4 protein-coding genes and 1 pseudogene are annotated in these 22,049 nt (G+C 74.2%); 1 reads left to right on the top strand and 4 read right to left on the bottom strand.

Annotated features, from left to right (window positions below; genetic code table 11):
* Positions 1–4 precede the first annotated feature (4 nt).
* Both ABT095_RS27955 and ABT095_RS27950 read right to left on the bottom strand, forming a co-directional pair.
* Positions 5–9,076: pseudogene (locus ABT095_RS27955) on the bottom strand (type I polyketide synthase); the annotation flags it as partial.
* 91 nt (positions 9,077–9,167) lie between these two features.
* Positions 9,168–17,615, bottom strand: a complete 8,448-nt coding sequence (locus ABT095_RS27950) for a type I polyketide synthase (RefSeq protein WP_350532298.1) — start codon at positions 17,613–17,615, stop codon at positions 9,168–9,170.
* A 332-nt stretch (positions 17,616–17,947) separates the two neighbouring features.
* Between ABT095_RS27950 and ABT095_RS27945 the strand changes: the two genes are divergently transcribed.
* Entirely contained in the window at positions 17,948–19,477 is a 1,530-nt protein-coding gene (locus tag ABT095_RS27945; RefSeq protein ID WP_350532297.1) for an FAD-binding oxidoreductase, read from the top strand.
* A gap of 63 nt (positions 19,478–19,540) precedes the next feature.
* Here the strand turns inward: ABT095_RS27945 and ABT095_RS27940 are convergent, their stop codons facing one another.
* Both ABT095_RS27940 and ABT095_RS27935 read right to left on the bottom strand, forming a co-directional pair.
* The gene (locus ABT095_RS27940; protein WP_350532296.1) at positions 19,541–21,097 is read right to left on the bottom strand and encodes a hypothetical protein; all 1,557 of its coding nucleotides are present in this window, start codon (positions 21,095–21,097) and stop codon (positions 19,541–19,543) included.
* Complete coding sequence (locus ABT095_RS27935; RefSeq protein WP_350532295.1) at positions 21,082–21,918, bottom strand: ABC transporter ATP-binding protein; 837 nt, start codon at positions 21,916–21,918, stop codon at positions 21,082–21,084. Before ABT095_RS27935 ends, ABT095_RS27940 begins: the two co-directional genes overlap by 16 nt.
* Between the last annotated feature and the right edge of the window lie 131 nt (positions 21,919–22,049).

Raw genomic sequence — 22,049 nt, 5'->3', positions numbered from 1 at the left:
GGAAGAGCTGCTCGGCCAGGTGCTGGGCGAGCAGCTGCGGGGTCGGGTGGTCGAAGATCAGCGTGGCCGGCAGCCGCCGCCCGGTGGCCTTCGCCAGCCGGGTGCGCACCTCGACCGCCATGATCGAGTCGAAGCCCAGCTCCCGGAACGCCCGCTCGGCCGGTACGGCGGCCGGGGAGTCGAACCGCAGGACGGCCGCCGCCTGGGTGCGGACCAGGTCCACCAGCGCCCGCAGCCGCTCGGCGGCCGGGACGGTGGCGAGCGAGGCCGGGTAGGCCGAAGCCTGGTCGGCGCTCTGCTCGGGCGCCTCGGCGGCGGCAGCCGTGAGCAGCTGCCGCACCTCGGCGAGGTCGGCCACCAGCGGACGCGTGCGGCTGGCGGCGAAGGCCGCGTGGAACCTCGGCCAGTCCAGGTCCGCCACCGCGAGCAGCGTCTCGCCCTGCTCGAGGGCCTGCTTGAGCGCGGCGACGGCCCGGGTGGGAGCCATCGGCCGGATGCCCCGGCGCACCATCCGCTCGGTCGCCGCGCCGTCGGCCATGCCCGGCCCGTCCCACAGGCCCCAGGCGACCGAGGTCACCGGCAGCCCGCGCCGGGCGCGGTCCTCCGCGAAGGCGTCCAGGTAGGCGTTGGCGGCGGCGTAGGCGCCGAGCCCGGTGCTGCCCCAGACGGCGGCGTTGGAGGAGAACAGCACGAAGGCTTCGAGCTGCTCGCCGAGCTCCGCCTCGATGGCGAGGGTGGCGGCCACCTTGGCGGTGGCGGAGTCGGCCAGGAGCTCGGGCGTCGTCTCGTCCAGGGTGGCGGTCCACCCGGCGCCGGCCGCGTGGAAGACGGCCCGGACGGGCTCGCCGCCGTCGGCCGCCACCGCGCCCACCAGGGCGCGCAGCGCGGCCCGGTCGGCCACCTCGCAGGCGGCGATCGTCACCTTGGCACCGAGCCCGCGCAGCTCCGCCCCCAGCGCCTCGGCGCCGGGCGCCTCGGGGCCGCGGCGGCTGACCAGCACCAGGTGCTCGGCCCCGGCGGTGGCCAGCCAGCGCGCGACGTGACCGCCGATCCCGCCGGTACCGCCGGTGACCAGCACGGTGCCGTGCGGGCGCCACGGCGCGTTGCCGGCGGCCACCGGCTGCGGGGCGCGGTTCAGCCGGCGCACGTGCAGGCCGGACGGGCGGATCGCGAGCTGGTCCTCGGTGCCCTCGCCGCAGGCCAGGCCTGCCAGCGCGGCACCGAGCCGCTCGGCGGCGCGGCCGTCCCACTGCTCGGGCAGGTCGATCAGACCGCCCCAGCGGTCCGGGTGCTCCAGACCCACCACCCGGCCCAGGCCCCAGAGTCGGGCCTGAGCGAGGTCGGTCGGCTCGGCCGCGGGCGTCATGCTGACGGCGCCCCGGGTGGCCAGCCAGAGCGGCGCGCTGATCTCCGCCGCGCCGAGCGACTGCACCAGCGTGAGGGTGCCGGCCAGTCCGCTCGGGGTGCCCGCGGCGGTCGGTGCGGTGTCCAGGCCGAGCAGCGAGAGCACGCCGTCGATCCGGCCGGCCGAACGCAGCAGGTCGAGGTACTCCCCGGCGCCCGCGTCGGTGGCCTGGACGGTCCGCTCGACCACCTCCGCACCCGCCTTGCCGAGCGCGACGGCGCAGTCCTGCACCAGGGCGCCGGGCACGGCGGGCGAGCTGACGATCAGCCAGGTACCGGTCAGCCGGGCGGGGCCGGCCGGGTCGGCGAGCGGACGCCAGTCGATCCGGTAGCGCCAGTCGGCGACGGCGGCGCTGTCGGCCCGCTCCCGCCGCCAGGCGGTCAGCGCGGGGAGCGCCTCGCTCAGCGGACGGTCCAGGTCGACACCGAGCGTCTCGGCGAGCTGCCCGCTCTCCAGGGCCTGCCAGAACTCGCTGTCGGGAGCGGCGGTTTCGGCTGCGGGAGTCGCGGCGTCGAGCAGCCAGTAGTGCTCGTGCTGGAAGGGGTAGGTGGGCAGGTCGAGGTGACCGGCGTCGGTGAGCACCCGGGTCCAGTCCACGGTCGCGCCGTTGACGAACGCTTCAGCCACCGAGGCCAGGAAGCGGGTCGCGTCGCCGTGGTCGCGGCGCAGCGTGCCGAGGGCGACGCCGTTGTCCTCCAGGGTGTCCTGCACGCCGATGGTGAGCACCGGGTGCGGGCTGGACTCCACGAAGACGCGGTGCCCGGCCTTGGCCAGCTCAGCGATCGCGTGCTGCAGCCGGACGGGGTGGCGCAGGTTCTCGTACCAGTAACGGGCGCCCAGCTCACCGGGCTTGACCCACTCCCCGGTGTAGGTCGACAGCATCGGGATGCTCGGCGTCAGCGCCGTGATCGGGGCCAGGGCCTCGACGATCTCGGCCTCCAGCAGCTCCATCTGAGGGGAGTGCGAGGCGTAGTCCACGTTCACCCGACGGGCATCCACACCCGCCGCAGCACACACCGCCATGAACTCGTCCAGCCCGGCGGCCTCACCCGAGACCACCACCGACTCGGGCCCGTTCACAGCCGCGACACCCACCCGGCTTTCGAAGCCCGCGAGGAGCTCCTCCGCCCTACCGGCCGAGGTGAACAGCGAGACCATCCCGCCCGAACCCGCCACCCGCGCCAGCGCCTTCGCCCGCAGCGCCACCACCCGCGCCGCATCCTCCAACGACAACGCACCCGCCACACAAGCAGCAGCGATCTCACCCTGCGAGTGACCCACCACCGCCGACACCGTGACACCCATCGAACGCCACAACGCCGCCAGCGACACCATCACCGAGAACAACACCGGCTGCACGACATCGACCCGCTCAAGCAGCGCCGCATCAGCAAGCGCCTCCTCAAGCTCCCAGTCCACAAACGGCCGCAACGCAGCCGAACACGCAGCGATCGACTCCGCGAACACCGGCGAAGCCGCCAGCAACCCCGAAGCCATCCCCACCCACTGCGCCCCCTGCCCCGGGAAGACCAGCACCACCCCACCATCACCGACCGCCCGCCCGGTGATCTCCTCCTCACCCAGCAGCACCGCCCGGTCGTCGAACACCGAGCGCCCGCGCACCAGCGCAGCCGCCACGGCCGCCGCATCGCCCTCGACCCCGGCGATCCGCCGGATCTGGTCCCGCATCGCGGCCTCGCCACGGCCGGACACCACCAGCGGCAGCACGGACGGCTCGACCACCGGTCGGGCGGGCTCGGTCGGCTCACCCTCGAAGACCGGCGCCTGCTCCAGGATCACGTGCGCATTGGTCCCGCTGATCCCGAACGAGGACACGGCGGCCCGCCGCGCCCGGCCGGTCTCCGGCCACTCCCGGCGCTCCGTGAGCAGCTCCACCGCACCCGCCGCCCAGTCCACGTGCGAGGAGGGCTCGTCCACGTGCAGGGTCTGCGGCAGTACACCGTTGCGCAGCGCCATCACCGTCTTGATCACGCTCGCCACACCCGAAGCCGCCTGGGTGTGGCCGATGTTGGACTTGAGCGAGCCGAGCAGCAGCGGCCGGTCGGCCGCGTGGTCCTGGCCGTAGGTGGCCAGCAGGGCCTCGGCCTCGATCGGGTCGCCGAGGGAGGTGCCGGTGCCGTGGGCCTCGACCGCGTCGACCTGGTCGCCCGTCAGCCCGGCCGCCGCCAGGGCCTCGCGGATGACCTTCTCCTGCGCCGGACCGCTCGGGGCCGCCAGGCCGTTCGAGGCGCCGTCCTGGTTGATCGCGCTGCCCCGGACCACGGCGAGCACCCGGTGGCCCAGCCGCTCGGCGTCGCTGAGCCGCTCCACGAGCAGCATGCCGACGCCCTCGGCCAGGCCCATTCCGTCCGCACCGGCCGCGAAGGCCTTGCAGCGGCCGTCCTTGGCCAGTCCGCGCTGCCGGCTGAAGGCCACCAGCGTACGGGGGTTGTACATCACGGCCACGCCGCCGACCAGCGCCATGGTGCACTCGCCGCGGTTGAGCGACTGCCCGGCCAGGTGGAGCGCGACCAGTGAGGAGGAGCAGGCGGTGTCCATGGTGATCGCCGGGCCCTCCAGGCCCAGCGTGTAGGCGACCCGGCCGCTGGCCACGCTGGCGACCGAGCCGGTCAGCAGGTGGCCCTCGGAGCCGGCGGGCAGCGCGCTCAGACCGCTGCCGTAGTCCTGGTAGTTGATGCCGACGAAGACACCGGCCTTGGTGCCGCGCAGCGAGACCGGGTCGATACCGGCCCGCTCGACGGCCTCCCAGGAGGTTTCGAGCAGCAGGCGCTGCTGCGGGTCCATCGCGACCGCCTCGCGCGGCGAGATCCCGAAGAAGCCCGCGTCGAACTTCCCGGCGTCGTACAGGAATCCGCCGTGGCGGACGTAGCTGGTGCCGTCCCGGTCGGGGTCCGGGTCGTAGAGCCCGGCGAGGTCCCAGCCGCGGTCGTCGGGGAGGGCGGAGATCGCGTCGCCGCCGCTGTCGACCAGCCGCCAGAGGTCCTCCGGGGAGCCGATCCCGCCGGGGAGGCGGCAGGCCATGCCGACGATGGCCAGCGGCTCGCCGTCGGTGGCCGCAACCACGGTGGTGGCCTGGGTGGTTGCGGTGGCGCCGAGCAGCTGGGTGAGCAGGTGGCGGGCCAGCGCCTGCGGGGTGGGGTGGCTGAACACCAGGGCGGCGGGCAGCCGAAGGCCGGTCGCGGCGGCCAGGCGGTTGCGCAGCTCGACGGAGGTCAGCGAGTCCATTCCGCTGTCGCGGAACGCCCGGTCGGCCTGCACGCCGTCCGCGGCCTTGTGGCCGAGCACGGCGGCGGCCTCGGTGACCACCAGGTCGAGCACGGCCTTGTGCTGCTCGGGGGCGGCCAGTGGCCGCAGCCGCTCGGCCAGTTCGGAGCTCGCCGGGGCGGCGGCCTTGGTGGCTTCCGGCGCTGCCGCCTGCGCGGCCGGGCGGTGCTCGGGGATGCCGGCCAGCAGTGGGCGCGGGCGGGCGGAGGTGAAGATCGGGCCGAAGCGCGGCCAGTCGACCTCGGCGAGGGCGATGGTGGTCTCGTCGTGGTCCAGGGCCTGCTGCATGCCGAGCAGGGCCAGGCGCGGTGCGATGGTCGGCAGGCCGTGCCGGGCCGGGCGGTCGGGGTCGACGCCCGCCGGGGTGCAGCCGTCCCAGACGCCCCAGGCGATCGAGACGGCCGAACGGCCGCGCGCCCGGCGGCGCTCGGCCACCGCGTCCAGGTAGGCGTTGCCGGCGGCGTAGGTGCCGTGGTCACCGCTGCCCCAGAGGCCGGCGACGGAGGAGAAGAGCACGAACGCGTCGACCGAGTCGCGGTCGAGCAGCTCGTCCAGGTAGTCCGCGGTACCGGACTTGGAGGCCATCGTGTCGTCGAACTCCTGCAGGCTGACGCCGCCCAGCGGTCCGAGCTTGATGTACGCGGCGGCGTGCACCACCGCGCGGATCTCGGGCCCGTCCGCCTCGACCCGCTCGATCAGCGCGGCCAGCTCGGCCCGGTCGCCGACGTCGCAGCTGGCGATGGTCAGGCGGGCTCCCAACTCATCGGTCTGAGTGCGCAGTTCGTCGAACTCCGGCGAGTCGGCCGGGCGCCGGGTGGTCAGCACCAGGTGCTCGGCGCCGCCACCGGCCAGCCAGCGCACCAGGTGCGGGCCGATCGCGCCGGTACCGCCGGTGACGAGTACGGTGCCGCGCGGCTGCCAGGTGCGCACCGGCTCGGCCTCGGCGAGCGGGGCGCGCTCCAGGCGGCGCAGGAACAGGCCGGTGGCGCGGATGGCCACCTGGTCCTCACCCTCCTGGGCCAGCACGGCGCACAGCCGGTCGGCCGCGCGGGCGTCGAAGGCGGCCGGGATGTCGACCAACCCGCCCCAGCGGTCCGGGAATTCGAGGGCGGCCGTCCGGCCGAGGCCCCAGACCTGCTGCTGAGCCGGAGCGGTGATCTCCTCACCGCCGCCGACCGAGACCGCGCCCCGGGTGACGCACCACAGCGGCACGTCCACGCCCGCGTCACCGAGCGCCTGCAGCAGCACCAGGGTGGCGGCGACGCCGGTCAGCAGGTGCGGAGCGGCGGGGGCCGGCTCGGCGTCCAGCGCGAGCAGCGAGAGTACGTTGTCCACCGGCGCGGCCGCGCGCAGCAGTTCGGCCAGCGCAGCCCGGTCGAGGGCGGCCTCGCCGACCGGCAGCGGGACGACGGTGGCCCCGGCCGCGGCCAGCGCGGCCTTGACCTGGACGGGCAGGAAGCCTGCGCCGCCCTCCTGCGGCAGGACCAGCAGCCAGCGGCCGGCCAGGCGGGCGGCCGCCAGGTCGCCGGTGGGATGCCAGGCGATCCGGTAGCGCCAGGAGTCCAGCACGGCGTTGTCGCGGCGGCCGCGCCGCCAGTCGGAGAGCACGGGTAGCAGGGTGCTGATCGACTGCTCGCCGTCCACGCCCAGGGCCTCGGTGAAGGCGGCCAGGTCACCGCTCTCCACGGCCCGCCAGAACTCGCTGTCGGCGGCGTCGGCCTCGCTGCTCACAGCGGGCGCGGCGGTGGCGCCGTCCAGCCAGAACCGCTCACGCTGGAAGGGGTAGGTGGGCAGGTCGACGTGACCGGCGTCGGTGAGCACCCGGGTCCAGTCCACGGTCGCGCCGTTGACGAACGCTTCAGCCACCGAGGCCAGGAACTGGTCCGCTCCGCCCTGGTCGCGGCGCAGCGTGCCGAGCGCGAGGCCGCCGCCGGTCTCGTCCAGGGTGCCCTGCACGCCCACTGTCAGCACGGGGTGCGGGCTGGACTCCACGAAGACGCGCTGCCCGGCCTTGGCCAGCTCGGTGATGGCCTGCTGGAGCCGGACGGGGTGGCGCAGGTTCTCGTACCAGTAACGCGCGCCCAGCTCACCGGGCTTGACCCACTCCCCGGTGTACGTCGACAGCATCGGGATGCTCGGCGTCAGCGCCGTGATCGGGGCCAGGGCCTCGACGATCTCCGCCTCCAGCAGCTCCATCTGAACGGAGTGCGAGGCGTAGTCCACGTTCACCCGACGGGCATCCACACCCGCCGCAGCACACACCGCCATGAACTCGTCCAGCCCGGCGGCCTCACCCGAAACCACCACCGACTCGGGCCCGTTGACGGCCGCGACACCCACCCGGCCCTCGAACCCGGCCAGCAGCTCCTGAGCAGCCGAAGCCGAAGCGAACAGCGAGACCATCCCGCCCGAACCCGCCACCCGCGCCAGCGCCTTCGCCCGCAACGCAACCACCCGCGCCGCATCCTCCAACGACAACGCCCCGGCGACACAAGCGGCGGCGATCTCACCCTGCGAGTGACCCACCACCGCCGACACCGTGACACCCATCGAACGCCACAACGCCGCCAGCGACACCATCACCGAGAACAACACCGGCTGCACGACATCCACCCGCTCCAACAGCGCCGCATCAGCCAGCGCCTCCTCAAGCTCCCAGTCCACAAACGGCCGCAACGCAGCCGAACACGCAGCGATCGACTCCGCGAACACCGGCGAAGCCGCCAGCAACCCCGAAGCCATCCCCACCCACTGCGACCCCTGCCCCGGGAAGACCAACACCACCCCACCATCACCGACCGCCCGCCCGGTCAGCTGCCGGTCACCGAGCAGTACGGCCCGGTCCTCCAGCACCGCCCGACCGCGCACCAGCGCGGCCGCGACCGCCTTGTCGCCCGCCACCCCGGAGAACCGCGCCACCTGCGCGGCCAGCGCCGCCTCGCCGCGCCCGGACACCACCAGCGGCAGCACCGAGGCCTCGACCACCGGCGGCACCGCCTCGGCCGGCTCGCCGTCGAGGACCGGCGCCTGCTCCAGGATCACGTGGGCGTTGGTCCCGCTGATCCCGAAGGAGGACACCCCCGCCCGGCGCGGCCGCCCGGTCTCCGGCCAGGCCACGGACTCCGTCAGCAGCTCGACCGCGCCCGCCGCCCAGTCCACGTGCGAGGAGGGCTCGTCCACGTGCAGCGTCTTCGGCAGCAGGCCGTTCCGCAGCGCCAGCACCATCTTGATCACACCGGCCACCCCGGCGGCGGCCGCCGTGTGCCCGATGTTGGACTTCACCGACCCCAGCCGCAACGGCTGATCAGCCGAACGCCTCTGCCCGTACGTGGCGAGCAGCGCCTGGGCCTCGATCGGGTCGCCCAGCGGCGTGCCGGTGCCGTGCGCCTCCACCGCGTCGACCTCGCTCGCCGCCAGTCCGGCGTTGAGCAGGGCGCGGCGGATCATCCGCTGCTGCGACGGGCCGTTGGGCGCGGTCAGGCCGTTGGACGCACCGTCCTGGTTGACCGCCGAACCGCGCACCACCGCGAGCACCCGGTGCCCGAGCCGCTGCGCGTCGCTCAGCCGCTCCACGAGCAGCATGCCGACGCCCTCCGCCGGGCCGAAGCCGTCGGCCCCGGCGGCGAAGGCCTTGCAGCGGCCGTCCTCGGCCAGGCCGCGCTGGCGGCCCAGGTCGACGAAGATGCCGGGCTGGGACATCACGGTGACACCGCCGGCCAGCGCCATCGAGCACTCGCCGCGCCGCAGCGACTGGACGGCCAGGTGCAGCGCGACCAGCGAGGAGGAGCAGGCCGTGTCGATGGTCACCGCCGGGCCCTCCAGGCCCAGGCTGTAGGCGATCCGGCCGCTGGCCACGCTCAGCTGGTTGCCGGTCAGCAGGTAGCCCTCGTGCTCGCCGGGGGCGGCGTGCATCGGCGGGCCGTAGTCGGGGGCGAGGGAGCCGATGAAGGTGCCGATCTGCTCGCCGCGCACCGAGTCCGGCGCGATGCCGGCCCGCTCCAGGCTCTCCCAGGCCGTCTCCAGGAGCAGCCGCTGCTGCGGGTCCATCGCGACGGCCTCGCGCGGCGCGATGCCGAACAGCCCGGCGTCGAACTCGCCGGCCTCGTACAGGAATCCACCGGCCCGGACGTAGCTGGCCCCGGCCCGCTCGGGGTCGGCGTGCTGCAGGGTGGCGAGGTCCCAGCCACGGTCGGTCGGGAAGGCCGAGACGGCGTCCCGCCCGCCCGCGACCAGCTCCCAGAACTCCTCGGGTGTGCGGACCCCGCCGGGGAACCGGCAGGCCATCCCGACGATGGCGATCGGCTCGCTGCCGCTCTCCTCCAGCTCCTGCAGCCGGCGCCGGGCCTGCCGCAGGTCCGCAGTCGCCCGCTTGAGGTAGTCGCGCAGCTTCTGCTCGGTGGTCATCTGTCAGCTCCTCGGGAGTCGCCGGAACGGCGGGGCGGCACGGTGGGCCAGGGCATGGGGTCGGCGAACGGGTTCAGGAGAGCCCGAGGTCGTTGTCGAGCAGTTCGAAGAGCTCTTCGTCGCTCGCGTCGTCGAGGTCGTCCGAGGGGGCGGTGGCCGGGCCGGCGGCGGTGTCGGGGCCGGAGCCCCAGCCGGCCAGGAAGGCGTACAGCCGGGCGGCGATCGCGCCGCGCTGCTCTGCTCCCTCCGGAACCGCCCGCAGGGCGCGCTCCAGGCGCTCCAGCTCCGCGAACAGGTCACCGGCGGGCGAGCCCGTCTCCGGGGCGGCCGTGACGGGGGCCGCCGGGGCGGTGGCCTCGACCAGGTACTGGACGAGCGCCGCGACGGTCGGGTGGTCGAAGATCACCGTGACCGGCAGCCGGACGCCGGTCGCCGCGCCCAGCCTGTTGCGCAGCTCGACGGCGGTCAGCGAGTCGAAGCCCAGCTCGGTGAAGGCCCGCTCCAGGCCGATGCCGTCCGGGGAGCTGTGGCCGAGCACCGCCGCCGTGTGCTCCCGCACCAGCGAGCCCAGCACCCGCTGCCGCTCGACGGCGGGCAGCGTGGCCAGCCGCTCGGCCTGCGAGGCCTCGGTCCGGGCGGCCGGCTCCGCCGGGGTGCGGCGGGCGGGCACCCGGACCAGTCCGCGCAGCAGCGGGTTGAGCGTACCGGCGCCGGCCCGGGCCCGCAGGGCGGGCAGGTCGAGCCGGACAGGGGCGAGCACGGCCTCCTCGTGGCCGAGCGCGGCGTCGAACAGGGCCATGCCCTCGGCCTCGCCGAGCAGCGGCAGGCCGGAGCGGGCCAGCCGGTCCAGGTCGGCGGCGGCCAGGTGCTCGGTCATCCCGCCGTCCTGGGCCCACGGGCCCCAGGCGAGCGAGACGGCGGGCAGCCCGAGCGAGCGCCGGTGCTGGGCGAGAGCGTCCAGGAAGGCGTTGGCGGCGGCGTAGTTGGCCTGGCCGGGGCCGCCGAGCAGGCCCATCACGGAGGAGTACGTGACGAAGTGGGCCAGGCCCGCGTCCTTGGTCAGCTCGTGCAGGTGCCAGGCGGCGTCCGCCTTGGGCCGCAGCACGGCGTCCAGCCGCTCGGGGGTGAGCGAGGTGACGACGGTGTCGTCCAGCGCCCCGGCGGTGTGCACCACGGCGGTCAGCGGACGGGCCGACCCGGCCAGCAGGGCGGCCAGTTGCTCGCGGTCGGCGACGTCGCAGGCGGCGAGCGTCACCTCGGCCCCGGCGGCGGCCAGCTCCTCCCGCAGCTCTGCGGCGCCCGGTGCCTCGGCGCCCCGGCGGCTGACCAGCAGCAGGTGCCGGGCGCCGTGCCGGGCGACCAGGTGGCGGGCGGTCAGGGCGCCCAGCGAGCCGGTGCCGCCGGTGATCAGCACGGTGCCATCCGGGTCGAGGGCGGGCCGCTCGGCGGCGGCCGTGGCCCGGGCCAGCCTGGGCGCGAGAGCCTGCTCGCCGCGCAGCGCGAGCTGGGCTTCGCCGGAGCCCAGGGCGGCGGCCAGCCCGGCGGGCGCGGGCGCGTCGGCCCCGAGGTCGAGCAGCACGATCCGGCCGGGGTGCTCGGACTGCGCGGAGCGCAGCAGGCCCCAGACGGCGGCGGCGGCCAGGTCGACCCTGGTGTCCTCGGTGCCGGTGCTCAGCGCGCCCTGGGTGACCACGACCAGGCGGGCGGCGTCGAGGCGGTCCTCGGCGAGCCAGCTCTGGACGAGTTCGAGGGCCCGGTACGCGGCCGAGCGGACCTCCTGCGGCGGCCGGGCGCCGGGGGCGGCGGCCAGCGCGTAGGCGATCACGGTGCGCTCGGTGGCCGCCCGCTCGCCGTCGGGGGCGAGGGACTGCGCGAAGGTGTCGAAGTCCGGGTAGTGGTCGGCGTGCAGGCCGACCTGGGCCAGGGCCGGGACGAGCGCGAAGCGGTCGGCGCCGAGCAGCGTCCAGGAGTCGGCGGGCAACGTCCGGCCCGGCCGGGCGGACGGTACGGGCTGCCAGTCGAGGCGGTGCAGCGGCAGCCGCGCGGTGCCGGCGGCGGCCAGCGCACCGGCGGCGACCTGGCGGAAGGTCAGCGACCGCACCTGGGCGACCGGGTCGCCCAGGCCGTCGGCGAGCAGCAGTGCGACGCTGTCCGGTCCGTCGGGGGTGATCCGCACCCGCAGCGAGGCGGCGCCCGGGGCCTCGACGGTGAAGCCGGTGAAGGCGAAGGGCAGCAGCAGGCTGTCCGAGCCGTTGGTGGCGAGCAGCGCGGCGTGCAGGGCCGCGTCCAGCAGAGCCGGGTGCAGCGCGTAGTCGGCCGCGCCGGCCCGGTGTTCGGCGGGCAGCGCGACCTCGGCGTAGATCTCCTCGCCCAACTGCCAGGCTGCTCGCAGGCCTTGGAAGGCGGGGCCGTACTCGTAGCCCCGGGCGGCCAGTGCCGCGTACCCGGCCTCGACGTCCAGCGGCGCGGCCTCGGCGGGCGGCCACTCGGCCAGGGCGCCGGGGGCGGCGAGCGGTGCGGGGGTGGCGGTGATCAGCCCGGTGGCGTGCCTGGTCCAGGCGGCGGTGAGCTCGCCACCGTCCGGACGCTCGGCCGAGGAGTGCACCTCGACGGTCCGTTCGCCCTGCACGCCGTGGGCGCCGACCCGGACCTGGACGCGGACCTCGCCCTCTTCGGGGATCAGCAGCGGTGCCTCCAGGGCGAGTTCCTCGACGGCCTGGCCGCCGAGCAACTGCGACGCCTGCTGGATGAGTTCGAGCAGCCCGGTGCCGGGCAGCAGCACCGTCCCGGCGGCGGCGTGGTCGGCCAGCCAGGGGTGGGTGCGCAGCGACAGCCGGCCGCTCAGCAGGGCGCCGTCCCCGGCCGCGAACGGCACGGCGGCGCTCAGCAGCGGGTGACCGAGGGCGACCAGGCCGAGGTCGGCGGGGTCACCGGCAGCGGACTGCCGCAGCGGCGGCCAGTGGTCCTGCCGCTGGAAGGCGTAGGTCGGCAGCTCGACGTGCTGACGGTCCGTCACCAGACGTCCCCAGTCGACGTCGGCGCCGCTCACGTAGGCCTGGGCGAGCGAGCGGAGGAAGCGGTCGGTGCCGCCTTCGTCGCGCCGCAGGGTGCCCACGGCCGTGCCGGGCAGGCCGAGTTCGGCCAGGGTGTCCTCGATGGCGGGGACGACCACGGGGTGGGCACTGACCTCGATGAAGGTCCGGTGCCCGGCCTTCGCCAGCTTCTCCACCGCGTCCTGGAACAGCACCGGGTACCGCAGGTTCTCGTACCAGTACTCCGCGTCCAGCTCCGGCCCGGAGAACCACTCACCCCGGATCGTCGACAGCAACGGCACCGAACCCGTCCGCGGCGTCACACACGCCAGCGCCGCCTTCACCTCCGCCTCCACCGGCTCCACCTCCGGCGAGTGCGACGGGAACGCCGCCGCGATCCGCCGCGCCCGCACCCCCTCCACCTCGCACAACGCCAACAACTCGTCCAGCTTCCCGAACTCGCCCGACACCGCCACCGTCGCCGGACCGTTCACCGCCGCCACGTACAACCGCCCCCCGACCCGGGCCACCAACTCCTCCGCCTCGGCCCGGGAGGCGAACAACGACACCATGCTGCCCACATGCACGATCTGGTCCATCACCCGCGCCCGCAGCACACTGATCCGCGCCGCGTCCTCCAACGACAGCACACCCGCCACATGCGCCGCCGCCACCTCACCCTGCGAATGCCCGATCACCGCCGCCGGCTCCACCCCCACCGACCGCCACAACGCCGCCAGCGACACCATCACCGCGAACAGCACCGGCTGCAGCACCTGCACCCCGGCGAACTCCGCACCATCCCCCGCCAGCACCTCCGCCAGCGACCAGTCCACCAACCCGCCCAGCGCCGCCTCGCACGCCGCGATCGACCCCGCGAACACCGGCGAGGAAGCCATCAACTCCCGCGCCATCCCCACCCACTGCGTCCCCTGACCCGGGAACACGAACACCGGACGCCCGCCACCAGCAGCAACACCCCGAACCAGCCCCGGCGACTCCACACCCGCCGCCAACGCCTCCACACCCGCCAACAGCTCCGGCAGCTCACCCCCCAGCACCACCGCCCGGTGCTCGAACACCGAGCGCGAGCGCAGCAGTGAGCCCGCCACCGCCGCCGGGTCATACCCGCCGGCCACCGCCGCCAGCCGACCAGCCTGGCCGGACAGCGCGGCCTCGCCACGGCCGGACAGCAGCCACGGCGTCAGCGGCATCGACATGAGCGGAGCAGCAGTGGCTGACGGCACGTCGGCATCCGGTGCCTGCTCGATGATCGCGTGCGCGTTGGTGCCGCTGATCCCGAAGGAGGACACCGCCCCGCGGCGCGGGCGCCCGGCCTCCGGCCAGGCGCGGGCCTCGGTGAGCAGGCGCACGCCACCCGTCGTCCAGTCCACCCGGGAGGTGGGGGCGTCGACGTTGAGGGTGCGGGGCAGTACGCCGTTGCGCAGGGCCAGCACCATCTTGATCACACCGGCCACACCGGCGGCGGCCTGGGTGTGGCCGAGGTTGGACTTGAGCGAGCCGAGCCAGAGCGGCTGCTCCTCCGGGCGGCCCTGGCCGTAGGTGGCGAGCAGGGCGTTGGCCTCGATCGGGTCGCCGAGCTTGGTGCCGGTGCCGTGCGCCTCGACCACGTCGACCTGGTCGCCGGCGAGTCCGGCGTCGGCCAGGGCCTGGCGGATCACCTTGCGCTGGGCGAGGCCGTTGGGGGCGGTGAGGCCGTTGGAGGCGCCGTCCTGGTTGACGGCTGAGCCCCGGACCACGGCGAGCACCGGGTGGCCGAGCCTGCGGGCATCGGAAAGCCGGGCGACAAGGAGCATGCCGACGCCCTCGCCCCAGCCGGTGCCGTTCGCCGACTCGGCGAAGGCCTTGCAGACGCCGTCGGGCGAGAGCGCCTGCTGGCGGCTGAGCTCCACGAACATGCCGGGGGTCGGCATCAGTGCAGCGCCGCCCGCGAGCGCGAACTCGCACTCGCCGCGCCGCAGCGCCTGGACGGCCAGGTGGAGGGCGACCAGCGAGGAGGAGCAGGCGGTGTCCACGGTCAGTGCCTGGCCCTCGAGGCCGAGCAGGTAGGCGATCCGGCCGGAGGCGAGGCTGATCGAGGCCCCGGTGAGGCGGTGGCCGTCGGTGCCGTCGCCGGATTCGTGGAGCCGGGGGCCGTACTGGGCGTCGGTGGCGCCGACGAAGACGCCGGTACGGGTGCCGCGCAGCTCGGCCGGGCGGATGCCGGCCCGCTCGATCGCCTCCCAGGAGGTCTCCAGGAGCAGGCGCTGCTGGGGGTCCATCGCCTGCGCCTCGCGGGGCGAGATGCCGAAGAAGCCTGCGTCGAAGCCCGCGATCCGGTCGATGAAGGAGCCGTGCCGGGTGTAGGAGGCGCCGGCGGCGGCCGGGTCGGTGTCGAAGAGCCGCTCCAAGTCCCAGCCACGGTCGGTCGGGAACTCCGAGACGGTCTGCCGCTCGCCCGCGATCAGCTCCCAGAGCTGCTCGGGGGTGCTGATGCCACCGGGGAAGCGGCAGCCGATGCCGAGGATGGCGATCGGCTCCTCGGGCGCCGAGGCCCGGTGCACCGTGACGGGCTCGACCTCCGCCGTGCCCGTGCGGGCGGCGTCCAGGTGCCGGGCCAGCGCGGCGGGGGTCGGGTGGTCGAAGGTGACGGTGGTCGGCAGGGTAAGGCCGGTCGCCTCGCTCAGCTGGGTGCGCAGGCGGACGGCGGTCAGCGAGTCGAACCCGAGGTCGCGGAAGGAGAGTTCGGGGTCCACCTGCTCGGCGGCTTCGTGGCCGAGCAGCGCGGCGGCGTGTGCCCGGACCAGCGCGAGCGAGTCCCCCACGGCGGGTGCCGCCGGGGGCGTGGCCGCGGTGGTCTCGGCGTCGTACCAGTGGCGGCGGCGCTGGAAGGCGTAGTGCGGCAGGTCGGCCCGGCGGCCGCCGCTGCCCGCGAGCAGCGCGTCCCAGTCGAGCGCGGCGCCTCTCGTCCAGGCCCCGGCGACGGCGGTGAGCAGCGTGCGCAGCTCCGGCTCGTCGCCGTGCAGCAGCGGGAGGGCGAGCGTCTCGTCCGGCACCAGCGCGGAGAGCACGGCGTCGGGGCCGAGCTCCAGGAAGGTCCGCACCCCCTGCTCCTGCAGCGCGGCCACGCCGTCGGCGAAGCGGACGGCCTCGCGGACGTGCCGCACCCAGTACTCGGGGTCGGTCAGGTCGGCGTCCAGCGAACCGGTCAGGTTGGAGACCACCGGAATGCGCGGCGCGTGGTAGGCCAACTCCTGTGCCACCGACCGGAACTCGTCGAGCATCGGGTCCATCAGGGCGGAGTGGAACGCGTGGCTGACGGTGAGCCGCTTGACCTTCCGCCCGTCCGCGCGCCAGACGGCCGCGAGCACGGCGATGTCCTCCTCGGCGCCCGAAACCACCACGGAATCGGGCCCGTTGACCGCCGCGATGTCCACCGACCCGGCCAGCGCCCCGCGTACCTCCGCCTCGCTCGCCTGCACCGCGAGCATGGCGCCGCCGGCCGGCAGCGCCTGCATCAGGCGGCCCCGGGCGGCGACCAGACGGCAGGCGTCGGCCAGCGACCAGACGCCCGCGACGTACGCCGCCGCCAGCTCGCCGATCGAATGGCCGGCCACGAAGTCCGCTGTCACGCCCCAGGATTCGACCAGCCGGTAGAGCGCCACCTCGAGGGCGAACAGGCCCGCCTGGGTGTAGGCGGTCTGATCCAACAGCCCCGAAGCGTCCTCGAACAGCACCTCGCGCAGCGGCCTGCCGAGGTCGAACTGCGCACACACCTCGTCCAGCGCGGCCGAGAAGACCGGATACGTCTCGGCCAGCTCGAGACCGGCGCCCACCCGCTGGCTCCCCTGGCCGGAGAACAGCAGCGCGAGGCGCTGCTCCTTGGCCGCCGTACCGCTCGCCACGCCGGCCGCCGGCAGTCCGGCCGTCAGCGCTTCGAGGCCGCGCAGCAGCTCCGCTCCGTCCCGCCCCACCACGACGGCGCGCTGCTCGAGGGCGGCGCGGGTGCCGGCCAGCGAGCGGGCCAGGTCGGCCGGGCGGGCTTCGGGGTGCTCGTCCAGGTACGAACGCAGCCGCGCGGCCTGCCCGCGCAGCCCCTCCCGGCCCCGACCGGAGAGCGGCCAGGCCAGTATCCGGCCCTCCGGCTCGACAGGCTCGGGTGCCACGGGTGCCACGGGTGCCTCGGCCAGCACCACATGGCAGTTGGTCCCGCCGATGCCGAACGAGCTGACGCCCGCCACCAGTTGCCGCTCCTCCCGCGGCCAGGGGCCCAGCTCCTGCTGCACCGTGAGCCCCAGCTCGGCGAACGGGATCTCCGGGTTGGGCCGCGAGAAGTGCAGGCTCGCCGGGATCTGGCGATTCGCCAGGCTCAGCGCGGTCTTGATCAGCCCGACGATCCCGGCCGCACCCTCCAGGTGCCCCAGGTTGGTCTTCACCGAGCCGACCCGCAGCGCGTCCGCAGCGCCCCGGCCGGCGCTGATCGCGCCGCCGAGCGCCACCGCCTCCAGCGGGTCGCCCTTGGGGGTGCCGGTGCCGTGCAGTTCGACGTACTGGACGGCGGAGCGCTCCACGCCCGCCCGGGCGCAGGCGGCCTCGATCACCGCGCGCTGGGCGTCGGGGTCGGGCACGGTCAGGCCCTCGCCGCCGCCGTCGTTGTTGACGGCGCTGCCGAGCACCAGGCAGTGGATCCGGTCGCCGTCGGCCAGCGCCGCGCTCAGCGGCTTGAGCACCACCAGCGCGCCGCCCTCGCCCTTGACGAAGCCGGCCGCGTCCGCGTCGAAGGTGCGGCAGCGGCCGTCGGGGGCCAGTGCACCGGCCCGCGCGGCTCGCAGCAGGCCGTCCGCCGCGAGGTTGAGGTGCACGCCGCCGACCAGGGCGACCCGGTTCTCGCCGCGCCGCAGGCTCTGGCAGGCGAGGTGGACGGCGACCAGCGAGGACGACTGGCCGGTGTCGACGGTCATGCTCGGGCCGCGCAGGCCGAGCGTGTAGGACAGGCGGTTGGCGAGCAGGCCGCGGGCCAGGCCGGTGAAGGCGAACGGGCCGACGGCGTCCAGCCCGGCGCGGGCCTGCAGCATCGCGTAGTCGTCCAGGATCGCGCCGACGTACACGCCGACGTGCTGGTGGCGCAGCGCGTCCGGGGCGACCCGGGCGTCCTCCAGTGCCTCCCAGCCGAGTTCGAGCAGCAGCCGCTGCTGCGGGTCCATCGCGGCGGCCTCGCGCGGCGAGATCCGGAAGAAGGTGTCGTCGAAGCGGTCCACCTGGTCGAGGTAGCCGCCGAACGGCGGGCAGTCGGCGGGCAGCGCGCCGCCGAAGCGGTCGGCGGGCGGGGCGGTGACGGCGTCCACGCCATCGCGCAGCAACTGCCAGAGCTCGGCGGGCTGCTGGGCCCCGGGCACCCGGCAGGCCATGCCCACCACGGCGATCGGTTCTTCGGGGTGGCCGGCATTGATTTCGGCGACGGTGCGGGACTCTGGCCGAGTATTCGTCATTACCCTTTTCCAACCCCTTCGGCCGGTCACCGGAAACGCCGGAACCAACACCCGTGCGAGTAAGCCCGATGCGATAGACGGCCTCACGCTACTGAGCCGCCCATAGGCGTCCAACCCCTAGACCCCCCTGGCGAGTTCTCCTGGTTGACGAGCTGTTCGGGGCTGCGATATCCCCTAGGACGAGGGAGTGTGACCTCCTACTCCGAGGTCCGTGAATTCCCGGATCGGCCGCGTGGGCGCGGTAATTCCCCCCACGCTCCGCCGACGCCCCCAGATCACCGGAAAGCCTGCCGGCGCCCTCTCCCGGGTCCGGCCGAGTGGGAGAAGCGACCGTGCCACTGAGTGCAGAACCGACCACCGATCAGCAGGTGCTCGCCGTCGGCCCCGAGGACCCGCGCTACGCGGACCTCACCCGTGGCTGCAACCAGCGTTTCATCAGCAAGCCGGACAAGGTGTACCTGATCCGTTCCACCGCGGACGCCGTGCAGGCCGTCCAGGAGGCGGTGGACACCGACCGGCGGATCTCCGTCCGCAGCGGCGGCCACTGCCAGGAGCCGCTGGTGGACAGCGAGGAGGTGCGCGCCCTGCTCGACATGTCCGAGCTGCGGGCGGTCGCCTTCGACGCCGAGCGCCGCGCCTTCTCCATCGAGCCGGGCCTGACCCTGGGCGAGATGTACCGCACCCTCTACAAGCAGTGGGGCGTCACGCTGCCCGGCGGCTCCTGCCCGTCGGTCGGCATCGGCGGCCACATCGCGGGCGGCGCCTACGGGCCGCTCTCCCGCCGCCTGGGCTACCTGGTGGACTACCTGTGCGCCGTCGAGGTCGTGGTGGTCGACGCGGACGGCACCGCCCGCGCGGTGATCGCCACCGACGAGGCCGACGACCCCGACCGCGAGCTCTGGTGGGCCCACACCGGCGGCGGTGGCGGCAACTTCGGCGTGGTGACCAGGTACTGGCTGCGCACCCCGGGCGCCCGGGGCACCGAGCCCGGCGAGCTGCTGCCGCACCCGCCGCAGTCGGTGCTGCTCGGCTACGTGGTCTGGCCCTGGGAGGGCATGGACGAGGACAACTTCTGCCGCCTGGTGAAGAACTTCGTCACCTGGTACGAGCGCAACAGCGGCCCCGACTCGCCGTACCTGGACCTCTACAGCGGTCTGCTGCTGCCGCACCGCTCGGCCGGCGGCATCATCATGAACGTCCAGATGGACGCGGGCGCGCCGAACGCCGCCGAGCTGTTCCGCAAGTTCGGCGAGGCCGTGCTCGAGGGCGTCACCGTCATGCCGGTCGTGGTCGAGCAGCGTGAACTGCCCTGGTACCGCGCCACCCTGTGGAACGGGCTGTACACCAGCGGCGGCCTGGAGACCCAGCGCTCCAAGGTGAAGGCGGCCGACATGCGGGCCCGCTACACCGACGAGCAGGTGGCCACCAGCTACCGCTACCTGACCAGCACCGAGTACGCCAACCCGTCCACCGCGCTGATGTTCGTCGGCTTCGGCGGCATGGTGAACGAGCGCGAGACGGACGCCACCGCGATCCCGCAGCGCGACTCGATCCTCAAGCTGGTCTACTCGGCCTCCTGGATCGACCCGGCCGAGGACGACAAGCACCTGACCTTCGTCCGCGAGTGGTACCGCGACGTGCACGCGAGCACCGGCGGCGTCCCGATCTCCAACGGCATCACCGACGGCACCTACATCAACAACCCCGACCGGGACTTGATGGACCCGCGGTGGAACGCCTCGGGTGTGCCCTGGTACACCTTCTACTACAAGGACAACTACCCGCGCCTGCAGCGGATCAAGGCCGCCTACGACCCGCGCGGTGTCTTCCGCCACGCGCTCTCCATCGAGCCCGCGAACTGACGGAGAGACCGAAAGGGCGCCGGTCCCCAGCGGGGCCGGCGCCCTTTCGGCGTCTGGCAGGCATCAGGTGGCGGGCCGGCGCACCAGCGAGAACAGCTCGGGCCCACGCGTCTCCAGCCGCTGCTGGGCGACCTTGCCCAGCCACCAGCAGAGCAGCGCGCCCCAGCCGATGCCCACCGGCACGGCCAGCCACTCCAGCGCACCGGAGCCGGCCACCGCGCCCGTGATCAGCAGCGCCACGGCAGGCAGCGTCGCGACGAGGGGCAGGATGATCAGCATCAGGTTGACCTTGACCTGGCGCGGCGGGGTCGGGCCGCCGTCGGCCGAGAGCGGGAACATGGTCAGCACCGAGACGAGCAGCAGCACACCGGTGCCGCCGGCGATCAGCGTCGGCTCGGCGGCCAGCACCCACGGCCAGGCCCAGGTCTGCCCGCTGATCGCGGTGAGCACCACGGTCAGCAGCAGCCCGACCGGGCCGACCACCAGGAACCAGGCCCACTGGCGGCCGCGCACGTCCGCCCGCTCGACCTGCGGGGTCACCAGGGTGAGCCAGAGCGCGGAGCCGTCGTCACCGTAGAGGTTGGTGGAGCAGGCCGCCGCGATGATGGTGAACAGCAGCCCGGCGAACGGCAGCATGATGGTGCTGCCGCTGAGCGAGGGGATGATGCAGGCCAGCACGCCGACCAGGAAGGAGATCATCAGCTGCAGGCTCCTCAGCATCGACCGGGAGTACAGCCGCAGCTCCTTGCCGATCACGGCGCCCATCGGGGTGGACGGCAGGATCGGCTTGCGCTCCTTCTGCGGGGTGCGCCGGGCCTTCGAGCCCTTGGACCTGCCCTTGACCGACATGGTCAGGCGGCGCTGCAGCAGCGGCGGCCAGACAGCCACCAGCACGCCGATCAGCACCACCAGACCGCCGACGGCCAGCAGCACGATGCCCCAGTCACCACGCCCGGCGGCGTCCACCGCCACCGAGCCCCAGCCCGAGGGTAGCAACCGCACCAGGTGCGAGAGCACCGGGGACTGACCACTCGTCAGCTTCTTGGCGATGAACGGCACCAGCGCGGAGGCCAGCGAGAGGCCGGTGATGACCAGCGCCACCAGCATCGAGCCGAAGTCGCGCCCGCGCCGGGAGGAGATGGTCGGGCCCATCACGCCGATCGCGACCGTGGAGGCGACCACGGCGAGCACCAGCTGCAGCAGCACCGCGAGCACGCCGACCAGCGCGCCGGCCACGCCGGACTGCGCGCCGTAGGCGATCAGTCCGCCGAAGGCGATCAGGCTGAACACCAGCGAGACGTTGGCGAAGGCGGCGCCGAGCATGGCGTTGGCCAGCTTGCGGGCCGGGATGGGCAGCAGCTTGAAGTAGTCGAGCCGCAGGGTGCTGTCGTCACCGGCGAGCACCGGGCCGGTGACCCAGCCGAGCAGCCAGCCGAAGCTCAGGGTGGCCAGCACGTCGGCCCCGGCGCCCGGGCGGGCGTAGTGCACCAGGCCGGTGACGAAGGAGCTGCCCGCGAGGAACAGCACGAAGACCACCAGCGCCAGCGTGCCCCACAGGCGCTTGCCCTGGGTCTGCTTGCGGGTGATCGCCCCGCGCATCTGGATCAGGACGCCAACCATGCCAGCCCCTCCGCGCCGCCCGTACGGGCGCCGACGATGTGCACGAAGGCGTCTTCCAGGGTCTGGCCGCCGCGCACTTCGTCGAGCGCGCCGTACGCCTCGACCCGGCCCTTGGCGATCACCGCGACGTGGTCGCAGAGCCGCTCGACCAGGGCCATCACGTGGCTGGAGAAGACCACGGAGCCGCCGGAGGCGACGAAGCGCTGCAGGATGGTGCGGATGGTCGCGGCGGAGACGGGGTCGACCGCCTCGAACGGCTCGTCCAGGATCAGCAGCTTGGGGCCGTGCAGCAGGGCGGTGGCCAGGGTGATCTTCTTGCGCATGCCGGTGGAGTAGTCCACCACCACGGTGGTCTCGGCCGAGTCGAGTTCCAGGACGCGCAGCAGCTCGTCCGCGCGCTGCTCGACCAGCTCACGGTCCATGCCGCGCAGCAGGCCGAGGTAGGTGAGCACCTCACGGCCGGTCAGCCGGTCGGGCAGGGCCATGCCGTCCGGCAGCACGCCGATCAGCGACTTGGCCGCGACCGGGTCGCTCCAGACGTCCTTGCCGAAGATCCTGGCCGTGCCGCCGTCGGGGCGCAGCAGGCCGGTGGCCATCGACAGCGAGGTGGTCTTGCCGGCGCCGTTGGGGCCGACCAGCCCGAAGAAGGAGCCGCGCGGCACCACCAGGTCGATGTGGTCCACGGCGACGTTGTCACCGAACTGCTTGAACAGTCCGGAGAACTCCAGTGCGGGCGCCTGCTCGCTCTGCTCCAGCGTCTCGGTCGCCAACTCGGTCTCCTTGTGCGGGGCGGCCTGCTCGTGCCGCTCTGTCAGTTTCATGGGCCGGTCTCCAGCTCGTCCAGCATGCGCATGTCAGAACAATCCTTCGGGCATGCCGTTCCCGGCGGCCTACCCCTACCCCACATGCGCAGGCGCTTACGCTCCATGTATAGCCCTCGGCGTCCATGCTG

The sequence above is a fragment of the Kitasatospora sp. NPDC002227 genome, from assembly GCF_040296285.1.
GTDB lineage: Bacteria > Actinomycetota > Actinomycetes > Streptomycetales > Streptomycetaceae > Kitasatospora.
This window is presented reverse-complemented; position numbering and strand designations above follow the sequence as displayed.

Coding starts and splice junctions, on each gene's coding strand:
- ABT095_RS27950 (WP_350532298.1), bottom strand. CDS start 17,615: ATGACGAATACTCGGCCAGAGTCCCGCACCGTCGCCGAAATCAATGCC.
- ABT095_RS27935 (WP_350532295.1), bottom strand. CDS start 21,918: ATGAAACTGACAGAGCGGCACGAGCAGGCCGCCCCGCACAAGGAGACC.
- ABT095_RS27940 (WP_350532296.1), bottom strand. CDS start 21,097: ATGGTTGGCGTCCTGATCCAGATGCGCGGGGCGATCACCCGCAAGCAG.